The 24,130-nt window shown below is 73.7% G+C and carries 16 protein-coding genes and 1 pseudogene; 6 read left to right on the top strand and 11 right to left on the bottom strand.

Features of this window, described 5'->3' with window-relative positions:
- A pseudogene (locus tag IO29_RS24440) lies at positions 1-1,118 on the bottom strand (maltotransferase domain-containing protein); the annotation flags it as partial.
- A 66-nt stretch (positions 1,119-1,184) separates the two neighbouring features.
- Entirely contained in the window at positions 1,185-1,556 is a 372-nt protein-coding gene (locus tag IO29_RS36920; protein WP_420705394.1) for a DUF5133 domain-containing protein, read from the bottom strand.
- Positions 1,557-1,912: 356 nt separating this feature from the next.
- On the opposite strand from IO29_RS36920, the gene IO29_RS24430 reads away from it, so the two are divergent.
- The 4 genes from IO29_RS24430 (at position 1,913) to IO29_RS24415 (ending at position 5,558) form a co-directional block, all read left to right on the top strand.
- Positions 1,913-2,416 carry a hypothetical protein gene (locus IO29_RS24430; RefSeq protein ID WP_030381608.1) on the top strand — a complete coding sequence of 168 codons (504 nt, stop codon included), beginning with the start codon at positions 1,913-1,915 and terminating at the stop codon, positions 2,414-2,416.
- Between the two features lie 169 nt (positions 2,417-2,585).
- Positions 2,586-3,359, top strand: a complete 774-nt coding sequence (locus tag IO29_RS24425; protein WP_030381607.1) for a hypothetical protein — start codon at positions 2,586-2,588, stop codon at positions 3,357-3,359.
- A gap of 390 nt (positions 3,360-3,749) precedes the next feature.
- Positions 3,750-4,574: an esterase/lipase family protein gene (locus tag IO29_RS24420; protein WP_051707875.1), complete on the top strand. Its 825-nt coding sequence runs from the start codon at positions 3,750-3,752 to the stop codon at positions 4,572-4,574.
- A gap of 105 nt (positions 4,575-4,679) precedes the next feature.
- The gene (locus IO29_RS24415; RefSeq protein WP_030381605.1) at positions 4,680-5,558 is read left to right on the top strand and encodes an SDR family oxidoreductase; all 879 of its coding nucleotides are present in this window, start codon (positions 4,680-4,682) and stop codon (positions 5,556-5,558) included.
- Positions 5,559-5,605: 47 nt separating this feature from the next.
- Here the strand turns inward: IO29_RS24415 and IO29_RS24410 are convergent, their stop codons facing one another.
- From IO29_RS24410 to IO29_RS24400, 3 genes are all read right to left on the bottom strand, one after another.
- Positions 5,606-7,396 (bottom strand): glycoside hydrolase family 15 protein, encoded by a 1,791-nt coding sequence (locus IO29_RS24410; protein ID WP_030381604.1) that lies wholly within the window; start codon positions 7,394-7,396, stop codon positions 5,606-5,608.
- Between the two features lie 55 nt (positions 7,397-7,451).
- The gene (locus IO29_RS24405) at positions 7,452-9,278 is read right to left on the bottom strand and encodes a thiamine pyrophosphate-requiring protein (protein WP_030381603.1); all 1,827 of its coding nucleotides are present in this window, start codon (positions 9,276-9,278) and stop codon (positions 7,452-7,454) included.
- Between the two features lie 140 nt (positions 9,279-9,418).
- On the bottom strand, positions 9,419-12,505 hold the full coding sequence (locus IO29_RS24400; RefSeq protein ID WP_030381602.1) for an FAD-binding and (Fe-S)-binding domain-containing protein: 3,087 nt from the start codon (positions 12,503-12,505) through the stop codon (positions 9,419-9,421).
- A 415-nt stretch (positions 12,506-12,920) separates the two neighbouring features.
- Here IO29_RS24400 and IO29_RS24395 point away from each other — a divergent pair, with 415 nt between their 5' ends.
- The gene (locus IO29_RS24395) at positions 12,921-13,883 is read left to right on the top strand and encodes an alpha/beta fold hydrolase (RefSeq protein WP_030381601.1); all 963 of its coding nucleotides are present in this window, start codon (positions 12,921-12,923) and stop codon (positions 13,881-13,883) included.
- Between the two features lie 82 nt (positions 13,884-13,965).
- Here IO29_RS24395 and fxsT read toward each other — a convergent pair whose 3' ends face one another.
- The 6 genes from fxsT to IO29_RS24370 form a co-directional block, all read right to left on the bottom strand.
- Positions 13,966-18,003 carry an FxSxx-COOH system tetratricopeptide repeat protein gene (fxsT, locus tag IO29_RS24390; protein ID WP_030381600.1) on the bottom strand — a complete coding sequence of 1,346 codons (4,038 nt, stop codon included), beginning with the start codon at positions 18,001-18,003 and terminating at the stop codon, positions 13,966-13,968.
- Complete coding sequence (fsxC, locus tag IO29_RS24385; protein WP_030381599.1) at positions 18,000-19,229, bottom strand: FxsC protein; 1,230 nt, start codon at positions 19,227-19,229, stop codon at positions 18,000-18,002. The genes fxsT and fsxC overlap by 4 nt, the downstream gene beginning before the upstream one ends.
- Position 19,230: 1 nt before the next feature.
- Complete coding sequence (locus IO29_RS24380; RefSeq protein WP_030381598.1) at positions 19,231-19,890, bottom strand: TIR-like protein FxsC; 660 nt, start codon at positions 19,888-19,890, stop codon at positions 19,231-19,233.
- Between the two features lie 185 nt (positions 19,891-20,075).
- Positions 20,076-22,478 carry an FxsB family cyclophane-forming radical SAM/SPASM peptide maturase gene (locus IO29_RS24375; RefSeq protein WP_030381597.1) on the bottom strand — a complete coding sequence of 801 codons (2,403 nt, stop codon included), beginning with the start codon at positions 22,476-22,478 and terminating at the stop codon, positions 20,076-20,078.
- A 7-nt stretch (positions 22,479-22,485) separates the two neighbouring features.
- On the bottom strand, positions 22,486-22,647 hold the full coding sequence (fxsA, locus tag IO29_RS36035; RefSeq protein WP_063738112.1) for an FxSxx-COOH cyclophane-containing RiPP peptide: 162 nt from the start codon (positions 22,645-22,647) through the stop codon (positions 22,486-22,488).
- A gap of 118 nt (positions 22,648-22,765) precedes the next feature.
- Positions 22,766-23,188 (bottom strand): PPOX class F420-dependent oxidoreductase, encoded by a 423-nt coding sequence (locus IO29_RS24370; RefSeq protein WP_030381596.1) that lies wholly within the window; start codon positions 23,186-23,188, stop codon positions 22,766-22,768.
- Between the two features lie 156 nt (positions 23,189-23,344).
- Here IO29_RS24370 and IO29_RS24365 point away from each other — a divergent pair, with 156 nt between their 5' ends.
- A complete protein-coding gene (locus IO29_RS24365) occupies positions 23,345-24,121 on the top strand; it encodes an MBL fold metallo-hydrolase (RefSeq protein ID WP_030381595.1) in 777 nt (258 codons plus the stop codon).
- The last annotated feature ends 9 nt before the right edge of the window (positions 24,122-24,130 follow it).

The raw sequence follows: 24,130 nt of genomic DNA, 5'->3' as shown, positions 1-24,130 counted from the left end.
CAGGAAGATGACGTCCGGGTCGCGGCCGTTGATCTCGCCGATCACCCGCTCCCAGAACACCACCGGCTTGGTGTGCGGGTTGTCCACCCGGAAGATCCGCACCCCGTGCGCCATCCAGTGCCGCAGCACCCGCACCGTCTCCGCGACGATGCCGTCCATGTCCGCGTCGAACGCGATCGGGTAGATGTCCTGGTACTTCTTCGGCGGGTTCTCCGCGTACGCGATCGAACCGTCGCTGCGGTGGTGGAACCACTCCGGATGCTTCTCCACCCACGGATGGTCCGGGGAACACTGCAACGCGAAGTCCAGGGCGATCTCCATGTTGAGCCGCCGGGCGCGGGCGACGAACGCGTCGAAGTCCTCCAGGGTGCCGAGCGCCGGGTGCACCGCGTCATGGCCGCCCTCCGGGGAACCGATCGCCCAGGGACAGCCGACGTCCGACTCGTCCGGAACGTGCCGTGCGCCGACGGGTCCAGCCCCCCGTTCTCGCTGCGCGGGAAGAACTCGTACCAGGAGCCGTACAGCGCCCGCTCCCGCTCCACCCGGAGGCGGTACGTGGGCGAGGTGGTGACGAGGTCGCGCAGCGGGTGGGCGGCCAGGACGGCCCGCACCCGGGGGGTGAGCGCGGCGCCGTGCCGGGACTCCGGGGAACGGGTGTCGTCGCGCAACGCCTCGGCGGCGGCGAGGAGTTCGGCCCGGTCGGCCGGGTCCGGCACTCCCCCGGCGGCCCGCTCGTACAGCAGGGCGCCCTCCTCCAGGACCAGCTCGGTGTCGATCCCGGCCGGGATCTTGATGCCGGCGTGGTGCCGCCAGGTGGAGACGGGGTCGCGCCACGCCTCCACCCGGTAGGTCCAGTCGCCGACCGCCGTCGGGGTGACGTCGGCGCCCCAGCGGTCGGTGCCGGGGGCGAGCTCGCGCATCGGGGTCCAGGGACCCGGGCGGCCGTCGGGGTCCGTCAGGACGACGTTGGCGGCGATCGCGTCGTGGCCCTCCGCGAACACCGTGGCGGTGACACGGAAGGTCTCGCCCTCGACGGCCTTGGCGGGGCGGCGGCCGCCCTGGACGAGCGGCCGGACGTCCAGGACCGGAATGCGGCCGATGGCGGGGTCGGGGTTCATCGGTGTCGCCTCCTCCTCCGCCGTGCGTGAGCCGGCCGCGGTGGGTGGGTGGTGGGTGGAACAGGGCTAGGGGGTGCCGGCGGGGGCGGGCTCGCCGTGCCGGGCGGTGGCGCGTGTGCCGCGGCGGGGGCCGGCCGCCGCGCGCGGCTTGGCCGCGGCCGACGGGAGGGGCTTTCCCGCGGCCGGCGGCAGCGTCCGTACGGGGGCGGTGCGGGGGGTGGGGGCGACATCGGCGCGCAGCAGGCGTTCGGCCGCCTGGGCGGCCTCCCGTGCGCAGCGCTTCCCCATGAGGGTGCAGAGGTTCTGGGCCGTGCCCTCGAAGCCGGCCCGCACCTCGGGGTCGTCGGGGGCGACGAGCATTCGGCGTTCCCATTCCCGGTACCGCTCGAGATGGCGGGCGACCTCGGCCCTGGCAGGCGTCAGCATCGCACCGGTCACCTCCTCTTCCTCTGGACTGCCGCGGGGGTCCGGCCGCGCGGTGCGCGCCCGGGGAGATTCGGCGTCGGGTGAGGGCCGCGCACGCGGACACGTCGCCCGGTCACGGCCCTCGACACCTTTCACTCATGGTGCACGCAACATCACGAAGCGTCCTGTTCGGTTTTCAACCATCCCCGGTTCACCCCCAAGACCCCGGGCGGTCCCGGCCCGGGCACCCCCGCTCGAGTTGCGCGGATGGAGTAGCCCTCCCACCCTGGGAGTGACTCAGGAGCGATGTCCGCTCACGCTTCGTGATCGGGGCTCGGCCCAGAAGGGCGAGGAGGAGCGAGAGCTTCGCCGGTGAGGAGCCAACGACGATGAAGACCGCAGCACCCTGTTACTACCACCTCGAGGTGGACGTCACCCCGGAACGGATCGACCAGGTCCGCCGGATCCTGACCGCCCATCTCCGGTACTGGAACCTGGAGGCGCACGCCGAGACCGTCTGCCACTGCACCGACGTGCTGCTGCACACCATCGCCCAGCACGCGGTGGACAAGAACACCACGCTCGAGATGTGGTGGAACGGCCAGCACCTGATCACCGCCGTCCAGGACAGTGAACGGGACATCCGGCCGCACTACGCGCCGAGCGGCTGTCTGGCGCAGATCGCCGCGCTGAGCGACGGCTGGGGGTGCTGTGCCACCGCCGGCGGCGGAAAGATCATCTGGTTCTCGCGCCGTGCGCGGTCCGCGGAGCGGGCTCCGCTGGTGGCGCCGTCCCCCACGCCCACGCTCAGCACGGCGCTCGGCGTGCCGCGCGCCCTTCCGGTGCCGGCGCTGGCGCTCTCGCAGGAGGTGGGGGCCGGGGTACGCGTCTAGCGGAGCCCGACCGCGGGTCACGCGGTCGCCGACCGGGTCGCCGGGCAGTTGTCCGGCGGCCCGGGCGTGTGCGCGGCGGACGTGGCGCCGGCCGTGGTTACCGTCCGTGCGACCGGGGGAACTCACCGGCGTGATCACTGGGGCGAACGGGGAAGAGGGGCCGTCGAGCATGGAGCCGTCCGGGGAACCGCGCAGCCGGTCGTGGCTCGGTGAGCTGCGCGGGCGGGCGAAGGATCTGGAGCTGCTGCACCGTGCCATGGGGTTCGCCACGCTCGCGCTGGTCACGCTGGCGCCCCTGCTGATCGTGGTGGCCGCGGCGGATCCGCTGGGGCACGGGGGCTTCGCGCTGTGGCTGGTGGACGGCATGGGGCTGTCCGGCCGGTCCGCGGCGGCGGTCGGCAAGGTGTTCACCCCGCCCAGCCGGGTGGTGGGGACGACGAGTGCGTGGGGCGCGGTGCTGCTGGCCGTGTTCGGGCTGTCGTTCGCGGCGAGTGTGCAGAACGGGTACGAGAGGATCTGGGGGCTGGCGGCGGGGCCCTGGCACCGGGTGTGGCGGCAGCTGGTCTGGCTGGTGGTGCTGATGGCGTACCTGTATCTCCAGGTGCAGACGCGGACGGTGCTGGAGGGGTCGTACCGGATCGCGCTGAGCGCGGGGACGGGGTTGTTGTTCTTCTGGTGGGGGCCGCGGTTCCTGCTGGGGCGGCAGGTGAGGTGGCGGGAGCTGTTGCCGGGGGCGGTGACGACGATGGTGTGCCTGGGCGGGTTGCGGGTGTTCTCGTTCCTGGTGTTCACGCCGCTCGTGGTGACGAATGCGGTGAGTTATGGGGCGGTGGGGACGGTGCTGGTGGTGGAGTCGTGGTTCGCGGGGGTGGGGTTCGTGGTGTACGGGGGTGCGCTGTTCGGGCGGATGGTGTGGGAGGGGGTTGCCTCCCGGCGGGCGTAGGAGGTTTTTCGCCCCCGCCGCCCCTGCCCGCCCCCAAGCTCTCAACTTCGTTCGAGCAGGGGGGACCCCCATCGTCCTTTCAAGGGGCTCCGCCCCTTGCACCCCGGGGGTGCGTTGTCGGCTGACCGCCGGTGGGGGCTGGTCGCGCAGTTCCCCGCGCCCCTAAAAAGCTTCCCCGCGCCCCTAAAAAGCAGGGGGCGCCCCCGGGTTTTCAGGGGCGCGGGGAACTGCGCGAGCAACCACCGACCCACCCGCACCCGGCCACTCACCCGCACGCCCCCATGGTTCACAAGGCACCGTCGGGGTACTGGGAAACCCTGGAATCGGCCGAGGGTGCCAGTTCCCGGCACCGCCGGGAACGCCGGCGCACCGGACGGAGGTCGACCGCCCATGAGCATCACGGGTCTGGACCTGATGAAACCCCGTGTCGTCGTCGCCTCGCTGATGGCGTTGCGGGGCGCCGCGCTGGAGACCGGATGGGCGTATGTGCGGCTGGCCGGTCTGCCGTGGGAGCTGACCCTGCAAGGGGTCAGGGGCCTCACCTCCTGGCTGGGCGGCGGCGACGCGCACCTGGAGGAGCTGGACTGCGCCGACCAGGACGGCCTGCCCGTGCTGTTCGTGCACGGTCTGGCCGACCGCTCGTCGATCTTCACCCGACTGCGGCGGGCCCTGAGCGACAGCGGCGCCGGGCCCTGCTTCATGGCGACGTACAACGCCTTCAATCCCGACATCCCGGAGGCCGCCCGGCTGCTCGGCGAGCAGGTGGAGCGGGTACGGCGGCAGACCGGCGGCCGGCCGGTGTGCCTGGTCGGGCACAGCCTGGGCGGTCTGGTCGTCCGCTACTACGTGCAGCGGCTCGGCGGCGACGCCCACGTCCCGCTCGCGATCACCCTCGGCACCCCGCACGGCGGCACCGCGATGGCGCTGTGGGGCATCCCGCACCCCTTCCTGCGCCAGCTGCGCCCCGGCAGTGAGCTGCTGGCCGAGCTGGACGAGCCGTGCCGCGGCTGCCGTACCCGGTTCGTGTCCTTCTACAGCGATCTGGACGAGGCCGTGATCCCCACCAGCCGGGGCCGGCTCGACCACCCCGACCTGCGGGTGCGCAACGTCCAGGTGCACGGCGTGGGCCATCTGATGCTGCCGGTGGACGGCACGGTGATCGACGAGGTCCGTGCGGTGCTCGCCGAGGGCGCGGGGCTGCCGCTGGCCGGGTGAGCCGGAACCCGGCCGCCCGCGCAGGCGTACTCCCGCCGCTCGCCGGTACTCGTCCGCCGTCCGCGGGTACCGCGGAGGACGACGAACAGACGAGGACGTCACACCGTGAACGAGCAGCAGCATCCCGGAGAGCAGCACCCCCGCCCGGACTTCCCCGCCCAGGACCAGCCGCACCCCGGCTGGACCGGCCCGATGGACCCGCCCCCGGACCACGGCGAGGACTCCTACCGGGGCAGCGGGCGGCTGGAGGGCCGCAAGGCGGTGATCACCGGCGGTGACTCCGGCATCGGGCGGGCCGTGGCGCTGGCGTTCGCCCGTGAGGGCGCCGATGTGCTCTTCACCCATCTGGACGAGGAGAAGGACGACGCCCGGGAGACGGCCCGCCTGGTGGAGGAGGCCGGGCGGCGCGCGGTGCCGGTGTCGTGCGACATCAGGGAGGAGGAGAACTGCCGGGCGCTGGTCGACCGGGCCGTGCGCGAGTTCGGCCGGATCGACGTCCTGGTGAACAACGCGGCCTATCAGATGTCGCAGCCCGACGGCATCGAGGCGATCTCCACCGAGCAGTTCGACCGGGTGGTGCGGACCAACCTCTACGGCCTGTTCTGGCTGTCGAAGTTCGCGCTGCCGCACATCCCGGCGGGCGGCAGCATCATCAACTCCGCGTCCGTCCAGGCGTACAAGCCCAGTCCGCATCTGCTGGACTACGCGACGACGAAGGGCGGCATCGTCACCTTCACCCAGGGGCTGGCGCAGATGCTGGCGGAGAAGGGCATCCGGGTGAACGCGGTGGCGCCGGGCCCGGTGTGGACCCCGCTGATCCCGGCGACGCTCCCGGAAACGCGGGAGTTCGGCAAGCAGGCCCCGCTCGGCCGGCCCGCCCAGCCGGCCGAGATGGCGCCCGCGTATGTGTTCCTGGCCTCGCAGGAGGCGTCGTTCATCACCGCGGAGATCGTCAACGCGACCGGCGGCACCCCGCTGCCCTAGCGGGGCTCGGCAAGGCTCTCCCCCCCCCGCTGCCCTAGCGGCAAGGCTCACCCCGGCGGCCCGGTCAGGCGGGCCGCCGATTCGAGCAGCAGGGCGTGGACGAACGCCTGGGGCAGGTTGCCGCGGAGCTGGCGCTGGGCGATGTCGAACTCCTCGGCGTACAGGCCGGAGGCCCCGCACGCGCCCCGGTTGCGTTCGAACCAGCGGTACGCCGAGGCCCGGCGGCCCTGCCGGTGCTCGGCCAGGGCCATGACGAAGCCGCACAGCAGGAAGGCGCCCTCGGCCTGCTCCAGGGGTCTGCCGTCGTGCCGGAAGCGGTAGACGAAGTGGTCCTGGGTCAGATCGCGGCGGCAGGCCTCCAGGGTGGCGCGGGTGCGCGGGTCCTCGGCCGGCAGCCCGCCCCGTACGGCGGGCAGCAGCAGCGCGGCGTCGACCTTGGGGTCGTCGGGGGCGCGCTGCCAATACCCTTCGGGGTGGACGCTGTCCGCGGCGGTGGCCGTCAGGATCGTGTCGGCGAGCCGGGTGCAGGTGTCGGCCAGCGGGTGGCGCGGGGCCGCGTCGGCGACGGCGCGCAGTCCGGCGACGCAGCTCAGCCGGGAGTGGGTCCACTTCCGGTCCTCCAGTTCCCAGATGCCCGCGTCGGGTTCCCGCCAGCGTTCGGCGACGGCGCGGACGGCGAGGGCGACGGCCTTCCAGCCGGTGTCGTCCAGGCGTCGCAGCCGGGCGGCGGCGGCGAACAGCAGCAGGGCCTCGCCGAAGCCGTCGAGCTGGAATTGCTTGCGCACCTGGTTGCCGATCCGGTCGAACCCGCCGGGGTAGCCCGGCAGTTCGAGGTCCCGCTGGTCGGGCACGGGGGCGCCGTGCACGGTGTAGGCGGGGGCGAGTCCCGGCCCGTCGTCGTGCAGCCGCTCGGTGACGAACCGGACGGCGTCGTCGAGGAGTTCGGGCGCCCCGGCGGCGGCCGCGGCCTGCCCGGCGAAGCTCTGGTCGCGGATCCACACGTACCGGTAGTCGTAGTTGCGGCCCTCCTCGGCCCGCTCGGGCAGGCTGGTGGTGGCCGCGGCGACCATGCCGCCGTCGCGGGTGGTCAGTCCGCGCAGGACGGCGTAGGCGCGGCGGGCGTCGCGGGGCGCGAGGGTGTGTTCCAGCTTGGGCATCACCCGCCGCCAGGCGTCCTCGGTGGTCCGCCACAGCTCCTCGGCGCGCGGGAGTGCGCGCGGCAGCGGGGAGCCGGAGCACTCCAGGACGAGGTCGAGCCGCTCGCCCTCGGCCAGTTCCACGTCGGCGGTGAGCCCCTGCGCGCCGGGCACGGCGGACGCGGGCCCCTGCCAGCGCAGGTGGAGGCCGCCGGTGCGCAGCTCCCACACCCCGGGCGCGGGCTGCCGGGGCGGGTCGAGGGGGGCGCGGCCGTAATCGGCGTGCGGGTCGAGGGCGAGGGTGACCCGGGCCGGGTTGTCGACGGCCCGGAGTTGGCGGAGCAGGATCAGCCGGTCGGGGTCGCCGGGGAAGGCCAGCGCCTCGCGGCACTCGATGATGCCGTCGACGGTCACCCAGCGGCTGCGCCAGATGAGGGTGCCCTCCTCGTAGTACCCGCCGAAGACGTACGTGTCGCGCGGGGTGACGGCGTAGACGCCCCGGCCGCCGATGAGGTTGGCGAAGAGGGCGTCGTCGTGCCAGCTGGGGGCGCACAGCCAGCCGATGGCGCCGTCCGGTCCGATCAGCGCGCCCCGTTCGCCGTCGGCCAGCAGCGCGTAGTCGTGCAGGGCGTGCGGCGGGAACGGGTTGCCGGGGGTGTCCGCGCTGTCCGGACCGGACGGACGGGTGCCCGTGGTGCTCATGCTCTCCGGCCTCCCGTCCGGCGGGTCCGGCGGGTCCGGTGGTGGTGCGGGTGGGTCACTTGCCGTCCTCCGCGCCGGGCCGGTCCGCGCGGCCGCGGCCGCCGGGCAGCATCTCCTGCACCTTGGCCTTGAAGCCCTGCCGGACCATGCCCGCGCGGTCGCTGTCGCCCTTGAGGATGGACGTGGCGGCGGCCTCGATCTGGTCGAGGGAGGCGTGCGGCGGGATCGGCGGGACGGCCGGGTCGGTGACGAAGTCGAGCACGAACGGCCGGTCGGAGGCGAGCGCGGCCTGCCAGGCGGCCTGGACGTCGCCGGGCTTCTCCACCCGCGTGCCGTTCAGCCCCACCGAGCGGGCGAAGTCGGCGTAGGCGACGTCCGGGATGGACTGCGAGGGCAGGAACTGCGGGGCGCCGGACATGGCCCGCATCTCCCAGGTGACCTGGTTGAGGTCCTGGTTGTTGAGGACGGCGACGATCAGCCGCGGGTCCTCCCACTGCTCCCAGTACTTGGCGACGGTGATCAGCTCGGCCATGCCGTTCATCTGCATGGCCCCGTCCCCGACCAGGGCGATCGCGGGCCGGCCGCCGTGGGCGAACTTGGCGCCGATGACGTACGGGACGCCGGGGCCCATGGTGGCCAGGGTGCCGGAGAGCGAGCCGCGCATCTGGCCGCGCAGCCGCAGGTGGCGGGCGTACCAGTTGGCGGCGGAGCCGGAGTCGGCGGCCAGGATGACGTCCTCGGGCAGCAGCTCGTTCAGGGCGTGGGCGACGTACTCGGGGTTGATCGGTTCGGCGTCCACGGCGGCGCGCCGCTGCATCACCTCCCACCAGCGGGCGGTGTCCTTCTCGACCTTCTTGCGCCAGGCGTTGTCCTCGGCGGCCTCCAGACGCGGCAGCAGCCGGCGCAGGGTCTCGCGGGCGTCGCCGACGAGGTTGACCTCGAAGGGGTAGCGCAGGCCGACCATGTGCGGGTCGATGTCGATCTGCACGGCCCGCGCCTGCCCGAACTCGGGCATGAACTGGGTGTAGGGGAAGCTGGAGCCGATGACGAGGAGGGTGTCGCACTCCCTCATCAGCTCGTACGACGGCCGGGTGCCGAGCAGTCCGATGGACCCGGTGACGTAGGGCAGGTCGTCGTCGAGGACGTCCTTGCCGAGCAGCGCCTTGGCGACGCCGGCGCCGAGCCGCTCGGCGACCTCCATGACCTCCTGGCGGGCCCCGCGGGCGCCCTGGCCGACCAGGACGGCGACCTTGCTGCCCGCGTTGAGCACCTCGGCGGCGCGCTCGATGTCGGCCTCGGCGGGCACCGGCGCGTAGTGGGCCATGCCCAGGCTGGAGGGCACCATCTTGAAGGCGTGCTCCGGCGGCGAGTAGTCCAGCTCCTGCACGTCGGCGGGGATGATGACGGCGGTGACGGAGCGGCGGGCCATGGCGGTGCGCATCGCGCGGTCGAGCACGTTGGGCAGCTGCTCGGGGACGGTGACCATCTCGCAGAAGTCGGAGGCGACGTCCTTGTAGAGGCTGACCAGGTCGACCTCCTGCTGGTAGGAGCCGCCCATCGCGCTGCGGTTGGTCTGGCCGACGATCGCGACGACGGGCACGTGGTCGAGCTTGGCGTCGTACAGGCCGTTGAGCAGGTGGATCGCGCCGGGCCCGGAGGTGGCGGCGCAGACGCCGACCCTGCCGGAGAACTTGGCGTAGCCGACCGCCTCGAAGGCGGCCATCTCCTCGTGCCGGGCCTGTACGAACTGGGGGTGGTTGTCGGCGCGGCCCCAGGCGGCGAGGAGGCCGTTGATGCCGTCGCCCGGGTAGGCGAAGACGTGTTCGACCTCCCACTCGCGCAGCCGCTCGAGGACGTAGTCGGAGACCTTCTTCGACGCCATGTTCGGGACCTTTCCGTGGGGGTTGCTGTGTGTGTGGGGGGGGGACGGGGCTCCGGGAGGTGCCGCTCGGCTCCCGGCTACCCCGCTGCCGGGGGCTGTCACGCGCGCACGGGCGTGCGCCGCCCGCGCGGCGGCGTGCGTCAGCCCCGGCGCGTGAGCCGGCGTACGGTGCCGCGGCCCGCCGCCGCCGCGGCCGTCGCGGTGACGGCGGCGGCGCCCGCGGCGGCCGCGGTGGCCGCCCAGCGGGCCGTGCGGGAGGGTCCGGCCGGGCGGGCGGCCAGGCGTTCGGGGTGCTCGCCGGGCAGATGGGCCTCGTCCAGGCCGAGCGCGAGCGCCTCCGCCAGGTGCAGCGCACGCCGCCCGGTGTCGCCCTGTTCGATCTGGGTGCGGCAGCTGAAGCCGTCGGCGAGCAGCACGCTGTCGGGGGCGGCCTCGCGGACCGCGGGCAGCACGCCCTGTTCGGCGACGGCCATGGAGACCTCGTGGTGACCGCGTTCGAAACCGAAGTTGCCGGCCAGTCCGCAGCAGCCCTCGTCGAGGACGTCGGCGTCCAGATGGGCGCGGCGCATCAGCTCGCGGTCGGCGTCGAACTTCATGATCGCGTGATGGTGGCAGTGCGTCTGCACGGTCGCCCGCCGGGACAGCCGCGGCGGCTCCCAGCCCTCGGGGGCGTGGTGGACGAGCTGCTCGGCGAAGGTGCGCACCTGCCCGGCGAGCCGCTGGACGTCCTGGTCGGCGGGCATCAGCTCGGGCGCGTCGGACCGGAAGACGGCCGTGCAGGACGGCTCCAGTCCGATGACCGGGGTGCCGGCCTCCAGATACGGCTTCAGGGTGTCCAGGGTGCGGCGCAGCACCTTCTTGGCGACGGTGAGCTGGCCGGTGGAGATCCAGGTCAGTCCGCAGCAGACGGGTTTGTCCGGGACGGCGACTCGGAAACCGGCGTCCCGCAGGACCCGTACGGCGGAGATCGCGATCGCCGGGTGGAAGTAGGTGCTGAAGGTGTCGGGCCACAGCACCACTGTCCGGGGATCGGCCGGATCCGGCGCGCCGGCGACGCCGCCGTCGGCGGACCCCTGCTCCCGCCACCACTGGACGAACGACTGCTCGGCGAAGACCGGCGCCTGCCGCTCCCTGGCCACCCCGGCCACCCATTTGCCCGCCCGGGCCAGTACGGGCGCCTGGAGCGCGGTGTTGACCAGCGAGGGCGCGATCCGGGAGAGCCGGGCCCACAGCGGCAGCCAGCCCATGGAGTAGTGCGCGGGCGGGCGGAGGCGGCCGTCGTAGTGGTGGGCGAGGAACTCGGCCTTGTAGGTGGCCATGTCGACCCCGGTGGGACAGTCCGACTTGCAGCCCTTGCAGGCGAGGCACAGGTCGAGGGCGTCCTTGACCTCGGTGGAGCGCCAGCCGTCCTTGACGGCGGAGTCGGCGTGCCCGTCGAGCATCTCGAACAGCAGCCGGGAGCGGCCGCGGGTGGAGTGCTCCTCCTCCTTGGTGGCCCGGTAGGAGGGGCACATCACGCCGCCCTCGTGGCTGCGACAGTTGCCGATGCCGACGCAGCGCATCACCGCTCGGGTGAAGGAGTGCTCGTCCTGCGGATAGCCGAAGTGGGTCTCGGGGACCATCGGCGTCCAGGAGGCGCCGAGGCGCAGCTGGCCGTCGACGGGGTTGGGGTGGACGACCTTGCCGGGGTTCATCCGGTCGTCCGGGTCGAACAGCGCCTTGAGTTCGCCGAAGGCGCCCACCAGCCGCTCGCCGAACATCCGGGTGAGCAGTTCGCCGCGGGACTGGCCGTCGCCGTGCTCGCCGGACAGCGAGCCGCCGTAGGAGGCGACGAGGTCGGCGGCGCGCTCCAGGAACCGCCGGAAGACGGCGACGCCCTCGGCGGTCTTCAGCCCGAACGGGATCCGGGTGTGCACACAGCCCTGCCCGAAGTGCCCGTACACGGACGGGTGGTCGTAGTCGAACTCCTCGAACAGCTTCTTCAGGTCGCGCAGATAGTCGCCGAGCCGTTCGGGCGGGACGGCCGAGTCCTCCCAGCCCTCCCAGGTCTCCCGGTCGTCCGGCGGGCGGGCGGTGACGCCGAGGCCGGCCTCGCGGGCCTTGAGCATCCGCTGCTCGCGCTCCGGGTCGTCGGAGAAGGCGACCCGGGGGTCCTTGTCGTCGCGGCCGATGGCCCGCAGCAGGGCGTGCGCCTGTTCGTCCACGTCGTCCTGGCTGTCGCCGGCGAACTGCACCAGCAGCCAGCTGTCGCCCTCGGGCAGGGCGTCCAGGGACTCCTCGTGGGCGTGCTCCTCGCGCATCAGCTGAGCCATGCGGTCGTCGAGCGCCTCCAGCTGGGTGGGTGAGCAGTGTTCGAGGAGGTGGGTGACGTCGTCGGCGGCGTGGCAGATGTCGTCGTAGCCGAGGACGAGCAGCGACTGGTACTTGGGCACCGGCACCAGGTCGAGTTCGGCGCGCAGCACGGTCACGAGGGTGCCCTCGCTGCCGACGAGGGCGCGGGCCACGTCGAAGCCGTTCTCGGGGAGCAGCGAGTCGAGGTTGTAGCCGGAGACGCGGCGTGGGATCCGCGGGTAGCCGGTGCGGATGTCGGCGAGGTACTCGGTGACGAGGCGGTCCAGGCCGTCGTAGATCTCGGCACGGCGGCCCCCGGCGGCGGCGATCGCGGCGCGCTCCTCCGTGGAGGTGGGGCCGACCCACATCCGGACGCCGTCGTAGGTGAGGACTTCGAGCCGGCGCACGTTGTCGACGGTCTTGCCGTACGCCTGCGCGGAGGCGCCGCAGGAGTTGTTGCCGATCATGCCGCCCAGCGCGCAGTGGCTGTGCGTGGACGGCTTCGGCCCGAACTGGAGCTCGTGACCCGCGAGTTGGCGGTTGAGTTCGTCCAGGACGATGCCGGGTTCGACGACGCAGGTGCGGGCCTCGGGGTCGACGGAGACGAGGGCGTGGCAGTACTTCGTCCAGTCGACGACGACGGCGGTGTTGGTGGACTGGCCGGCCAGGCTGGTGCCGCCGCCGCGGGAGAGGACGGGGGCGCCGAAGCGGGCGCAGATCTCGATGACGCGGGCGCCGGCCTCGACGGTGCGGGGGACGACGACGCCGAGGGGGACCTGACGGTAGTTCGAACCGTCGGTGGCGTATGCGCCGCGGCTGCCGGCGTCGAAGCGGACCTCGGCGTCCGCTTCGGCGCGGAGGGCGGCCTCGAGCTGGGGCACCGGGACATCGGCCATGTTCGCTCCCGCGGGGTTTGGGGGTGTCACGGCGGTACGGGTACCCGGGATTGCACCGTGCAAAGGAGTGAGACGGGCGCCCGGGAACCCGGGTGGGTGAGGTGCGCCGGCGGGTGCGGCGTGTGACGTGGCTTGCCGCGCGGTTCCCCGCGCCCTTCGGGGAACGGCGCGGTGCCGATGTGCGGCTCCGCCGTGTGGGCGCGCACAACCACCCGCTCGGCCGCACCCGCCGAACACATGCGCACCCCCCTCCGCACTGGGCGATCCGCCCACAGGGGCACCGTGGCGTGCACTAGCGTGGGCGCGGTTCGCCGTGTCAGAACGGCTGAACCGCCCCTTACGCGGGGGTCGCCCGTGCAGAATCCTGGGAGGGTCCCGCTCCAGTACACCGCCGCTGGCGACGGGAGGACATCGGGTGGTCGGAAGTGTCGAGGTGCCGGTCCGTGAGCCGGACGGCCCGGGGCGGACCCGGACCCTCGTCTACCAGACATGGGGCGACGAGGACGCGCACCCCGTCTTCCTGCTGCACGGAACCCCCGGCAGCCGGCTCGGCCCCCGGCCCCGCACGTTCGACCTGCACAAGCTCGGCGTCCGGCTGATCGCCTACGACCGGCCCGGCTACGGCGACTCCGGCCGGGACCCGGGACGGACGGTCGCCGACGCCGCCACGGACGTCGATGCGATCGCGCGGGAGCTCCGGCTGGCGCACTACTCGGTGGTGGGCAGGTCGGGCGGGGGGCCGCACGCCCTCGCGCTGGCCGCGATCAACCCCGGGGGGCGGGTGGCGAGCGTCGCCGCACTGGTCTCGACCGCCCCGCCGGACGCCGACGGCGCGGAGCTGGACTGGTTCGAGGACATGTCGCCGTCGAACGTCGCCACCTATCGGCTCCTGGACCGGTGCGCGCCCGACGTGGCGGAGCTGGGCGCCCTGCTCGCGCGCAACGCCGAGGCCATCCGGAGCGATCCGGCCTCGCTGCTGCGCTCCCTGGACGAGGAGCTGCCCGCGGTGGACCGGGTCGTCGTCTCCGACGCCGGGGTGCGGCGGATGCTGCTGGTCAACTATCTGTCGGCGGTGGGGCACGCCCGCTCCCCCGGCGCGGAGCCCACGCGGATGGATCCGCGGGCACCGCTGGGCTGGGTGGACGACCTGGTCGCCTTCCGTACACCGTGGGAGTTCAAGCTGGCGGAGATCGACCCCTCCCTGCCGGTGCTGCTCTGGCACGGCGAGCACGACGTCTTCGCGCCGCTGTCCCACTTCCGCTACCTCGAACGGCATCTCCCGTCCGCCCGGGCGGTGCTGCAACCCTCCGTCGCGCACTTCGCGGCGCTGCCGGCCATGCCCCAGGTCTTCGCCTGGGTGCGGGACCGGGCGGGCTAGGGCCCCTCGTTCGGATCAGGTCGCGGGGGACCGACGGTGCCGTTTCAGCGTCTGCGGGCCGATCCGGACGACAGGCCCCAGGTCAGATCGGCGACGGCTCCAGTTCCAGGCAGGTGATCCGCTCCTCCCGCAGCGACCGCACCCGCGGATGGTCCTCGCCCAGCCGCTTGGCCAGGGCGGTGAGTGCGGCCTGGAGGGTGCTCCGCGCCTCCTGCGGCCGGCCGAGCAGGCCCAGGATCAGGCCCAGGTCGGCGGCGCAGGTGAGCGTGGAGGGGTGGGTGGGCTCCAGGGCCTCGCGCAGCAGGTCGTACGCCTCCTGGCAGCCCGTGCGGGCCTCCTCCAGGTCGCCGAGGGCGGCGTCGGCCGCGGCGAGGTCGACCCGGCAGACCAGGGTGTAGGGGTGGTGCTCGCCGTTGAGCGCGGTGAACCCCTCGAGGGCCCGTTGCAGCAGTGTCCGGGCCCGCGCCGCCTCCTCGGGTGTCCCGGTGCCGCCGGCGGTCGCGGGGTCCGGGCCGGTGCCGATGTCGCCGAGCAGCATGACCGCGTAGTTGGCCGAGCACGCCACCGTCTGGGGGTGGTCCTCGCCGAGGCTGTCCCGGAGGTCGCCGAGGACCCGGCGGATCAGCCGCAGCCCCTCGTCCCTGCGGCCCTGCGCGGCCAGGTCGCCCGCCAGGCTCATCTCCACGAGCAGCCGCTCCGGGGAGGCGCCCTTCTCGCCGTCCTGCCCGTGCTTGAGGACGTGTTCCAGGAGTTCCTGCGCCTCGGCCGGCCTGCCCGTCCGGCGCAGCGCCCCGGCCAGGCCCTTGGCGGTGTTCAGCACGGTCGGTGAGCCCGGGGTGAGCCGGGGGTTCTGCAAGCAGCGGTCGTAGGCGCGCCGCAGCAGCGCGGCGGAGGCCGCGTAGTCGCCGCAGTCCCGCAGGTCGCGTCCGAGGTTCACGGCGGACTCGATGGTCAGCGGGTGGTCGTGCAGGAGGATCTCCTCGCGCAGTTCCAGGGTCCTGGTGTCCAGGGCGCGGGCCTGGTAGTACTCGCCGGACAGCCGCAGGGAGACGGCGAGGTTGTTGGCGGCGCCGAGGGTGCGGGGGTGGTCCTCGCCGTAGATCTCCAGGTAGCGCTGGTGGGTCCGGCGGTCGTGGTCGAGCGCCTCGGTGAGCCGGCCGAGGCCGCGCAGGTCGGCGGCGATGCTGCTGGTGGTCATCAGCACATGCTGGTCGTCGGGGTCGCGCAGGGTGGCGAGCTGGCGTTCGCGGACCTCCTCGTCCAGGGCCAGCGACTCCTCGTAACGGCCCTGGGCGCGCAGGATGTTGGCGATCTGGAAGCGCATGTGCAGCGTCCAGCGGTCGTCGGCCGGGCCGCTCTCCGTCCAGGTGGTCACGCAGCGGACGCTGAGTTCCATGGCCTGGGCCAGTTCGCCCCGGCGGCGCAGCTGGCGCACCCGGTCGACGAGGAGTTCCCGGATGCCGCCCTCGGGGGCGCTCAGCGCCCAGGGGGTGCCGAGGTGGGACCAGATGACGCGGTAGCTCTCCCAGGTGTTGGGGTCCTCGGGGTCGTCCTTGCTGGGCCGGGCCGCGATGAGCGTGCGGTAGACGACGTCCCGTGCGGCCTGCCGCTCCTGTTCGGTCATGCTGTCCCGCATGGCGCGCTGCACCAGCCGGTGCACCTGGACGCCCCAGATCTTGCGGTCGACGGTGACCAGGGAGAAGCGGCTGAGTTCCTGGTAGGCGCGGGCGACGGTGCGGGAGTCGCCGAGCGCGCGGGAGACCTCGGCGCCCTCCAGCAGGTCCATGGAGATCGGCTCGGGGCCGAAGTAGGCGCAGATCTGGAGCAGTTGGACGGCCTGCGGGAACTTGCGGCGCAATTGTCCGAGGGCGAACTCCCAGGTGGCGCCGCTGACCCGGGTGACGTCGCCGACCTTGTCGTCGCCGGAGCCGCGGGTGCGGGCGGCGCCGGTGGCCGGGGACTGGAGTTCGCGGATGTAGGCGCGGGCGCTGACCTTGGACTGCTCGATGCCGGCGGCGGCCTGTTCCACCGCGATCGGGAGGTCGCCGAGCACCTCGGCGATCTGGTCGGCGTCGGCCCGGCCGCAGTCGGGGAGCCGGCCGCGCAGATGGGCGATGCTCTCCTCTCGTTCGAACACGCCGACCTCCAGGGTGTCGGCGTAGCGGCCCCAGCCCTCGGAGCGCTGACTGGTGATCAGGACGTGTCCGCTGCGGCCGGTGACCATGAAGTCGGGCAGGTTGCCCGCCTCGACCGCGTTGTCCAGGATCAGCAGCCAGCTGCCGTACGGTTCCCCGCGGTCGAGGGCCTCGCGGACGGCCTTGGCGGTGTCGGTGGGGTTCTTCCGCTCGGTCACGCCCAGCGGTCCGGCCATGGCCGCGAACTGCTCGACGGCGAGGTTGCGCTGTTCGGCCTGGATGTGCCAGGCGATGTCGTAGTCGCTCTTGTAGCGGTGCGCGAACTCGCGGGCGAGCAGCGTCTTGCCGACTCCGCCGAGGCCCTTGAGGAGCAGTGCCCTGCCGTCGCCGTCGCACAGCCGTTCGCGGATCTGCTCCAGTAGCGCGGTGCGGCCGGTGAAGGAGGCGGTGCGCAGCGGGACGGACCAGACCGGGGGTTCGGCGCCGGGGTAGCGGGGCGTCCGGCGTTCGCCGCCGGTGTAGTGCTCGCGGGGCGCCGGGGCGAAGGTGCGGCCGAAACAGGCCAGCAGGGCGTCGCGGGCGGCCTCCCCGGTGTCGCAGCGGGTGAGGTCGGCGAGCCGGTCGGTGAACGGGCTGCCGAGCGGCAGCCGTTCGACGCTCATGGAGACCAGACGCCGGTCCTCCGCCAGGCCGCCGGCCGCGTAGACCGCCTCCCAGGTGGTGCGGAAGCGGGAGGAGCGCAGATAGGCCTCGGAGAGGACGACGAGGGTGTGCGGGGCGGACTCGACGACGCGTTCGATCTCCTGCCGGTGCCGGCCGCCCTCGGCGGTGCCCTCCTGGGCGAGGTGGACCTTGAAGCCGGCCTCCTCCAGGACCGCCCCCGCCCACAGCGCCCAACTGCGGTCCTGCGGCACGAAGCTGACGTACACGTCGGAGACGCGGGGCGGCCGGTGCCGGGTGTAGCGCTCCAGGGTGCTTCGGCGCAGGGTCTCCTCGATCCGGGCCATCCGGCGCACCTGGCCGTCGGAGAGGACCTCGGCGAGTCTCTCGTAGGCGGCGAGCAGGCTCTTGGGGTCGCCGGGTGCCTCGCGGAAGGGGGCGAGGGTCTCCTCGTAGGAGTAGATGGGGCGGTAGGGGATCTCCACCCTGCCCCAGTAGTCGTCGGGTTCGGTGCCGGGGGCGAGGTGGCGGCGCAGGATGCGGTCGAAGCGGTACTGGAACTGGCCGCGGGCCGCCTCCAGCCGGTCGGCCTCGGCGTTCTCCACGCGCATGGGGACGGGCAGGATGCGGATGCGGCGGTCGCGGTGCATCTCCTCGATGCGTTCGGCGACGGCGACCGCGCCGTCGATGCTCTGGCTGCTCGGCGTGAAACAGGTGACGAGGGTGTGCGGCAGGTTGACGGTGCAGATGTCGGAGATGTCGTTGAGGCCCGTGCGGCTGTCGATGAGGACGTAGTCGTACCGGTCGCCGAACTCGCGCTTGAGGCGTTCCAGGAAGCGGGTGGCGAGCGGGCCGTCCATGAACGGCTTCCAGTCGAACTGCGAGAAGGCGGTCAGATAGCCCTTGTTCTTGGTGCCGGCCGGGAGGTAGTCGAGCCAGCCGCCGTCGGGGAAGTGCCAGGAGACCGGCAGCACGCAACTGTCGAGGGGGAGCATCTCGCCGTACCGGGCGGCGTCGGGCACGGCGACGGCCTCGACCGGGTCGTGGCCGGGTCCGTGCGCGGCGGCGGTGTGCCGCACCTGGACCAGGGACTCGCTGAAGCGGGAGACGAGTTCGAGCACGCCGGGCGTGATGCGCAGTTTCTCCTCGTCCAGGAAGGGGTGGAAGAAGCGGTCGAGCCCGGGGGCGTCGAGATCCCAGTCGACGGCGAGCACGCGGTGTCCGGCGGAGGCCAGGATCCAGGCGGTGTTGGCGAGTGCCATCGTCCGTCCCGTACCGCCCTTGTACGAGTAGAACGTGATGATCCTGCCCTCGTCGCCGGTCATGGCCTGCCCTCCGTGCGGTCCCCGGTGCCGCTGCTCCCGGTGGACAAGTGCGAGTGAATGTATCGCAAGTACCGCATCTTGGCGGACTCGGCGAGTTCGCTGAACCACAGCGCGAACACGTCCGCGTCGGGCAGCCCCCGGACCGCATTCTGCTCCCCCGTGCGGCCCTCGCGCAGGAAACGCGGGAAGCATGTGTGCAGCAGCCGGTCGAGCCGCTCGGACCGCTCCTTGGTCTGCGGGTCGTCCTCGGGCAGCACGCTGAGCACGGCCGTCCAGGGCTGCCGGGCGGTGTCGAACTCCTGTGCCTGGGCGGCGATTCGGGGGTCCTCCAGGGCCCACGGGTCGACGATCAGCACCCAGGGTGCGTCCGGGACGGCCGCGCTGCGCAGTTCGGCGCGGAGTTTGTCGAAGGCCACCAGGTCGGGGGCGAAGCCGAGGTTGCGGGCCAGCGCCCGCACCTGGTCGGCGAGCGGGCCGAGCGTGGGCCCGTAGGGCCGCCAGTCCTCCGGGGCCGGGCCGTAGCGCGACTCGTCGCGGCCGATGGGGAGCCGGTCCTCGGTGGGCGCGAGGACGGTGACGCGCAGCGGCGGCGGGGCGGGCAGCGGGGCGGCGAACGCGTTGTCGAGGTCGGCCAGTCGGGACGGTACCGCCCGGTCCGGCAGGGTCCCGTCCGCGTCCGGTGCGGGGACGGTGGCGGCGGCGTGCAGGATGCGCCGGGCCAGCCAGGCGGTGATCCGGCCGGCCTGTTCGGCGGCCCGCGCGTCGCCCAGTTCCTCGCCGAGCTGGAGCATCTGGTGCAGTCCTGTGGCGGCGTACGCCTCCGCCGCCTCGCCGCCGCCCTCGGGCATCGCGGGCAGGTCGTACTGGGCGGCGCGGGGCAGCGCGGCAGGCGGGTACGGCGTCCACAGCACTGGTACGACGGCCGGGGGGCTCGCGGCCGGGCGGGTGGTGACCGCGGTCCAGTGCCGGCCGCACTTGGGGTCGGTGAAGTACCGCTTGGCGTAGAGGGGGACGAAGACACGGCACTCGGCGAGGGCCCGCAGCGCCTGGCCGGCCGGTGCCCCGGGCCGCTCGACGAAACCGGCGGTCTCCCCCTGCGGTCCGCCGGCGGCGGCGAGCCGTGCGCACAGCTCGTCGAAGAAGCGGAAGACGAGCCGGTCGAAGTCGGGGGCGCGGCCCGCGCGGTGCACGGGGACGTGCGAGTAGCTGAGGAAGAAGAGCGGCATCCTACTGTTCCTCCTCGAAGACGTTCCTGAGTTCCTTGAACAGTTCGATGTCGCAGGGCGCCAGCCGGGTCTGCTCGGCCACCTTGACGATCGTCTGCGCGATGCCCCACACCGCCGTGTGGTACTTGGCGTGGTAGCCCTTCGCGCGCAGCCCGTACAGCCCCGACTTGAGGTACTCCTGGCCGAGGTCGGGGTGCGCGTACTGCACGCGCCGGGCGACGCGGGGCAGGGTCAGGGGGCGGGGGTCGACCCAGAGGACGGGGACGATGGCGTTGCCGGTGTACGGGCGGCTGCGGGAGTGCTCCTCCTGGCGGCGGACGAAGGCGTCCCACTCCCGGCCGCACCACTCACGGGTGAAGTAGCGCTTGGTGTAGACGGGGACGAAGACCTGGCAGTCGGTGAGCGTCTCCTTCAGCCGCCGTTCCCAGTCGGCGCCCACGCCCATCCTGCGGTCCAGGAAGCCCGGCGGACGCTCCCCGTCGTGGTCGGTCAACTGCATGATGTGGCCGCACAGTTGGCGATGGAAGGCGACCAGGTCCTCGTCCGGGTTCTCCGCCTTCGCCCCGTCCTCCGTGGAGGGCACCCGGGCGTAGCTGAGGAAGAAGACGTACGGGTCCGGCGCGCCGGCCGTCCCGGCCGGCTCGGGAGCCGGATCAGTCATGGCGTGCCCCTCGTCCCCCGGTGGTCGCCGCACGCACGGACGCGGACCGTGCGGCCGGTCCCTGAATCCACCATTGGAGCGCGAAATCCCCGCCGGGGGCCAGGGGTTGACGCATTCCGCTTGTGCGAGGGGGCGCGCGGGCGGCGCACGTGCGCCCGGGGCCGGGGGTGCCGCGGGGAGCGGGATCACGGTGCGAGTGCGGTCGCCGCCGCACGCAGCCGGCGGACCAGGCGCAGTCCTTCGGGGAGGAGGGCGCCGGTGTCCAGCAGCCTGCCGGTGACCTCCAGCACCCCGTTCCGCCAGGTGGCCGCCGTGGCCCGCGCGTGCCGGGCCGCGGCCGTGTCAGGGCCGGCCCCGGCCCGCGCACGCCGGGCCCGCAGGCGCCACACGTCGGCCACGGCCAGGTGGGCGTAGGCGCCTTGCAGGGCCAGGGGCAGGGGCCGCGGTCCGGTGCGCCAGGGGACGGGGACGCGGCTGGTGTCGGCCGGGTCGAGGAGGTCGTACATGTCGTACAGCGCCCACAGGACGGCGTGCTGGAACTCGTGGATCAGCAGCAGCGCCAGGTCGTCGGCGGTCCGGGGCAGCGCGAGGCCGATCGCGCCGAAGGTCCCCCACGAGGTGGCGCTGACGTCCTCCTCCGGCCGGGGGACCAGCGGGGTCAGCGTGGTGAGGCCGGCGGCGATCCCCGGGGCGTACGCCGGATACGCGTCGCGGATCAGCCGCCAGGCATCGGCGAACCGTTCCTGCCACCGCTCGAACTGACGGTGCGTCAGGCGCGGGTGGGCGGTGCCGGCCTCGCCGTAGCAGTCGCGGGCGGGCTCGAGATCGTCGAGGACGACCTGGAGGCCGTCGGCGGTGAGGCGGCGCAGCGGCTGCCAGCGCATGCCGCCCGGCAGCGGGTCCCGCCCGAGGACGTGTCCGGCGACGGCGATCCGGCCGTCCGCCGTCTCGACGGTCACCGTCCTCGGCGTGTCCGGCGCGGGGTCGTCGGGCAGCAGCAGCCGGCCGAGGCCGGGGAGGTGGATGCCGGTGCCGTCCGGCCCGTGGCGCGGCGGCACGGGGAGGGCGAGCCGTCCTCCGGCGCGTGCGGTGGCGGCGAGCGCGGCCTCGGCGGGGCGGCCGCCGGCCGGCCGCCGCACACCGGCGTGGGCCATTGCCCAGCCCCGCAGATGGGGGTCGGCGAGCAGCGGCCGGCGGACCTCGGCGGGCAGCGCGTTGACGGCCTCCCAGCCGGCCGCCGAGGCGTCGGGCCGCCGCCGGGCGGTCCGCAGTCCCGCGGCCAGCGCCTGGGTGCGCAGACTGCGCTGCGCGGCGGCCAGTTCGCGTACGTCGGCGGCGGTGCCCCGGCCCTCGGCCAGGGCGTCGAAGCGGGGCCAGGGCAGGTGGTGCCGCTTCCCTGGGGTGCCGGCGTCGGCCTTCGCGGCCGGGGCGGGGTCCATGCCGGTGGGCCTCCGTTCGGCGGCGCGCACATGGTCGATGAGCTTGAGGAGGCCGGCGCAGTACACACTGGGGTTGTCGAAGCCGTTGGCGGTGCGGAAGCGGTGCCCGTACAGGCCGCCGCCGCAGACCGACACCACGCGGCAGGACCTGCAAGCGGCGCTCAGGCCGTCGACGCCGGTGCGGCGGGCCTTGATGCCCGGGTGGGCGGCGGCCTCCGTCAGACGGTGGGTGGCCAGGTGCAGTCCGGTCTCCGGGGCGCCCGGGTAGGCGGTCTTCAGCCAGTCCGCCTGTTCGACGGCGCCGTCGGTCTCCAGCACCAGCAGGTCGGAGTCGTCCGTCCCGAGCGCCTCGGTGAGGCTGGTGCCGCCGTCGGCGAGCCGGCTGATCGACTCGAACATCCGGATGGGCACGGGTCTGCCGTCGGCGGCCCACCGCTCGTGGACGGCGATCAGCCAGTCCGCATACTCGGTGGCCCCGGTGGAGTCGGCGGGGCCGGTGGCGCCGCGCGGGCGGGGTGGCGGACGGTCCCAGGTGGCGTGCGGCAGCAGGAAGTCGATCGCGGGCGGGTCAAGGGCGGCCAGGGCGCGGTAGACGGCCACCGGGTCGTTCTCGATGTCGACCGTGCAGAGCAGTCCGCCGAAGGCCCTGCGGTGGGCGGGGGCGTTGAGGCGGCGCACGGCACGCACCACGTCCCCGTGGCTGCCGGAGCCGTCGGCGCGGACGCGGTGCCGGTCGTGGGCGGCCTCGTCGCCGTCGAGGGAGACGCTGGTGACGATGGACTCCTCGGCGAGCATCGCGCAGAACGCGTCGTCCAGGAGCAGGCCGTTGGTCTGCATCCGCAGGTCGAGGGCGGCGACGCCGTCCAGGGCGGAGCGCAGCGTCCGGGCGAAGCCGCGCAGCCGCTCCCGTCCGGCGAGCAGCGGTTCGCCGCCGTGCAGGACGACGTGGACCCGGCGCAGGCCGTGCTCCGCCGCGTGCTCGGCGATCCGGGCGGCGGCCAGCCGGAGCGTCTCCTCCGACATGGTCACCGGCCGCCCGCGCCAGCTGCGGTCCGCGTGGCGGTAGACGTAGCAGTGGTCGCAGCGCAGGTCGCAGCGGCTGTGCACCTTGAGCACGAACTGGCGGAAGGAACCCGTCGCCGCGGTCACGGCCGGGTCAGAGCAGCGACGACTGGAACGCGGCCACGGGCTCCTCCTCACCGGGGGCCGTCCTGGCCAGGGCCGCATCCAGGGCGGCCTCGGGCACCTCGTCCAGCGGGGTGTCTTGGAAGTCCTCGACCACGCTCGTGGCCGCGGGCTGCCGCTCGTAGCTGTCCACAGGCGTCTCCTCGGGCGTAGGGCACCGGGTGGCTCACGTCATCGTGACGTGCCCCCCGCCGGCCCGGCAAGACACTCCCCGGCCAACCCCCTGGCGCCCCGTCAGGGACGCCTGGGACTCACGTCGCCGTCTGGTCCGCGTCGCGGAAGCCGCCCCAGCCGTGCCAGCGGTCGATCTCGATGTACGCGCTGACGCGGGCGCGGTCGCGGTCGGCGTACGGCTGGCCGAGGTAGTGCCGGGAGAGGCGGTCGATGTCGGTCAGGCCCTCGTCGTCCCGCATCTCGGTGACGCGGCCGATCAGGGTGACGTGGCTGTACCAGTCGGACTCGTCGAGCACGGTGAGCGTGACCCGGGGGTCGTTGCGCAGGTGGGTGAGGCGCTTGCGGCCCTCGTCCATGTTGACCAGTACCCGGCCCTCGTCCCACAGGTACCAGGTCGCGGTGGAGACCGGCTGGCCGTCGGAGCGCAGCGTGGTGACGACGGCCGGGTTGGCCTTGCGCAGCATGGCCACGGCGGCGTCCGGAAGCGGCGGCTTGGACATGGGGTGCCTCCCTGTTCTCTGATCCACTTCTCCGGTACCCACCGTGTCACATGTGGCGGTCCGTCGCCCCGGGGCTCCCGCGCGGGCCGCTCGGCAGTACGGTCCTGCCGGGCCACCGCGGCCCGGCACGGCATCACCGCGGCGAGAGGAACAGCCATGGCATCCGCCCTGCGGGACGAGGACATCGTCCGGATCGACGACCACGTCCACGCGGTCGCGGGCAGCGACACCAACTGGGTGATCGTCAAGGACGGGGACACCGCCGTCCTCATCGACACCGGGTACCCCGGGGACCGCGCGCGGCTGTACGCCTCGCTGGCCGCCGTCGGGGTGGCCCCGGAGGCGGTGGCCGCGGTCCTCGTCACCCATGCGCACAACGACCACCTGGGCTCCGCCGAGCATCTGCGCGCCACGCACGGCACGCCGGTGCTGCTGCACGAGGAGGAAGTGCCGCACGCCCGCCGCGACTTCCTGCACCAGGTGAGCGTGGGCCAGGTGTTCACCCGGGCGTGGCGGCCCGGTGTGGTGCCGTGGGCCGTGCGCGCGCTGCGCGCGGGCGGGACCGCGCACATCCCCGTCACCGGTCCCCGCGCGTTCCCGGTGGCGGCCGGCCCGCTGGACCTGCCCGGCGCCCCGGTGCCGGTGCACTCCCCCGGGCACACCCACGGGCACTGCGCCTATCTGCTGCCGGACAGCGGCATACTCGTCAGCGGCGACGCGCTCGTCACCGCGCACCCCACCTCCCGGGTGCGCGGGCCGCAGTTGCTGCCGGGCATGTTCCACACCGACCGGGCCCGCGCGCTGGACTCGCTGGCGGTCCTGGAGGCGCTGGACGCGGAGGTCGTCGCCCCCGGTCACGGCCCGCTGTACCGCGGCAGCGCGAAGGCCGCGGCGGCCGCGGCCCGCGAACGGGCGGGCCGTCCCGCGCGGTGACGCAACGGG

Source organism: Streptomyces sp. NRRL F-6676, assembly GCF_000725625.1.
Taxonomy (GTDB): Bacteria; Actinomycetota; Actinomycetes; order Streptomycetales; family Streptomycetaceae; genus Streptomyces.
This window is presented reverse-complemented; position numbering and strand designations above follow the sequence as displayed.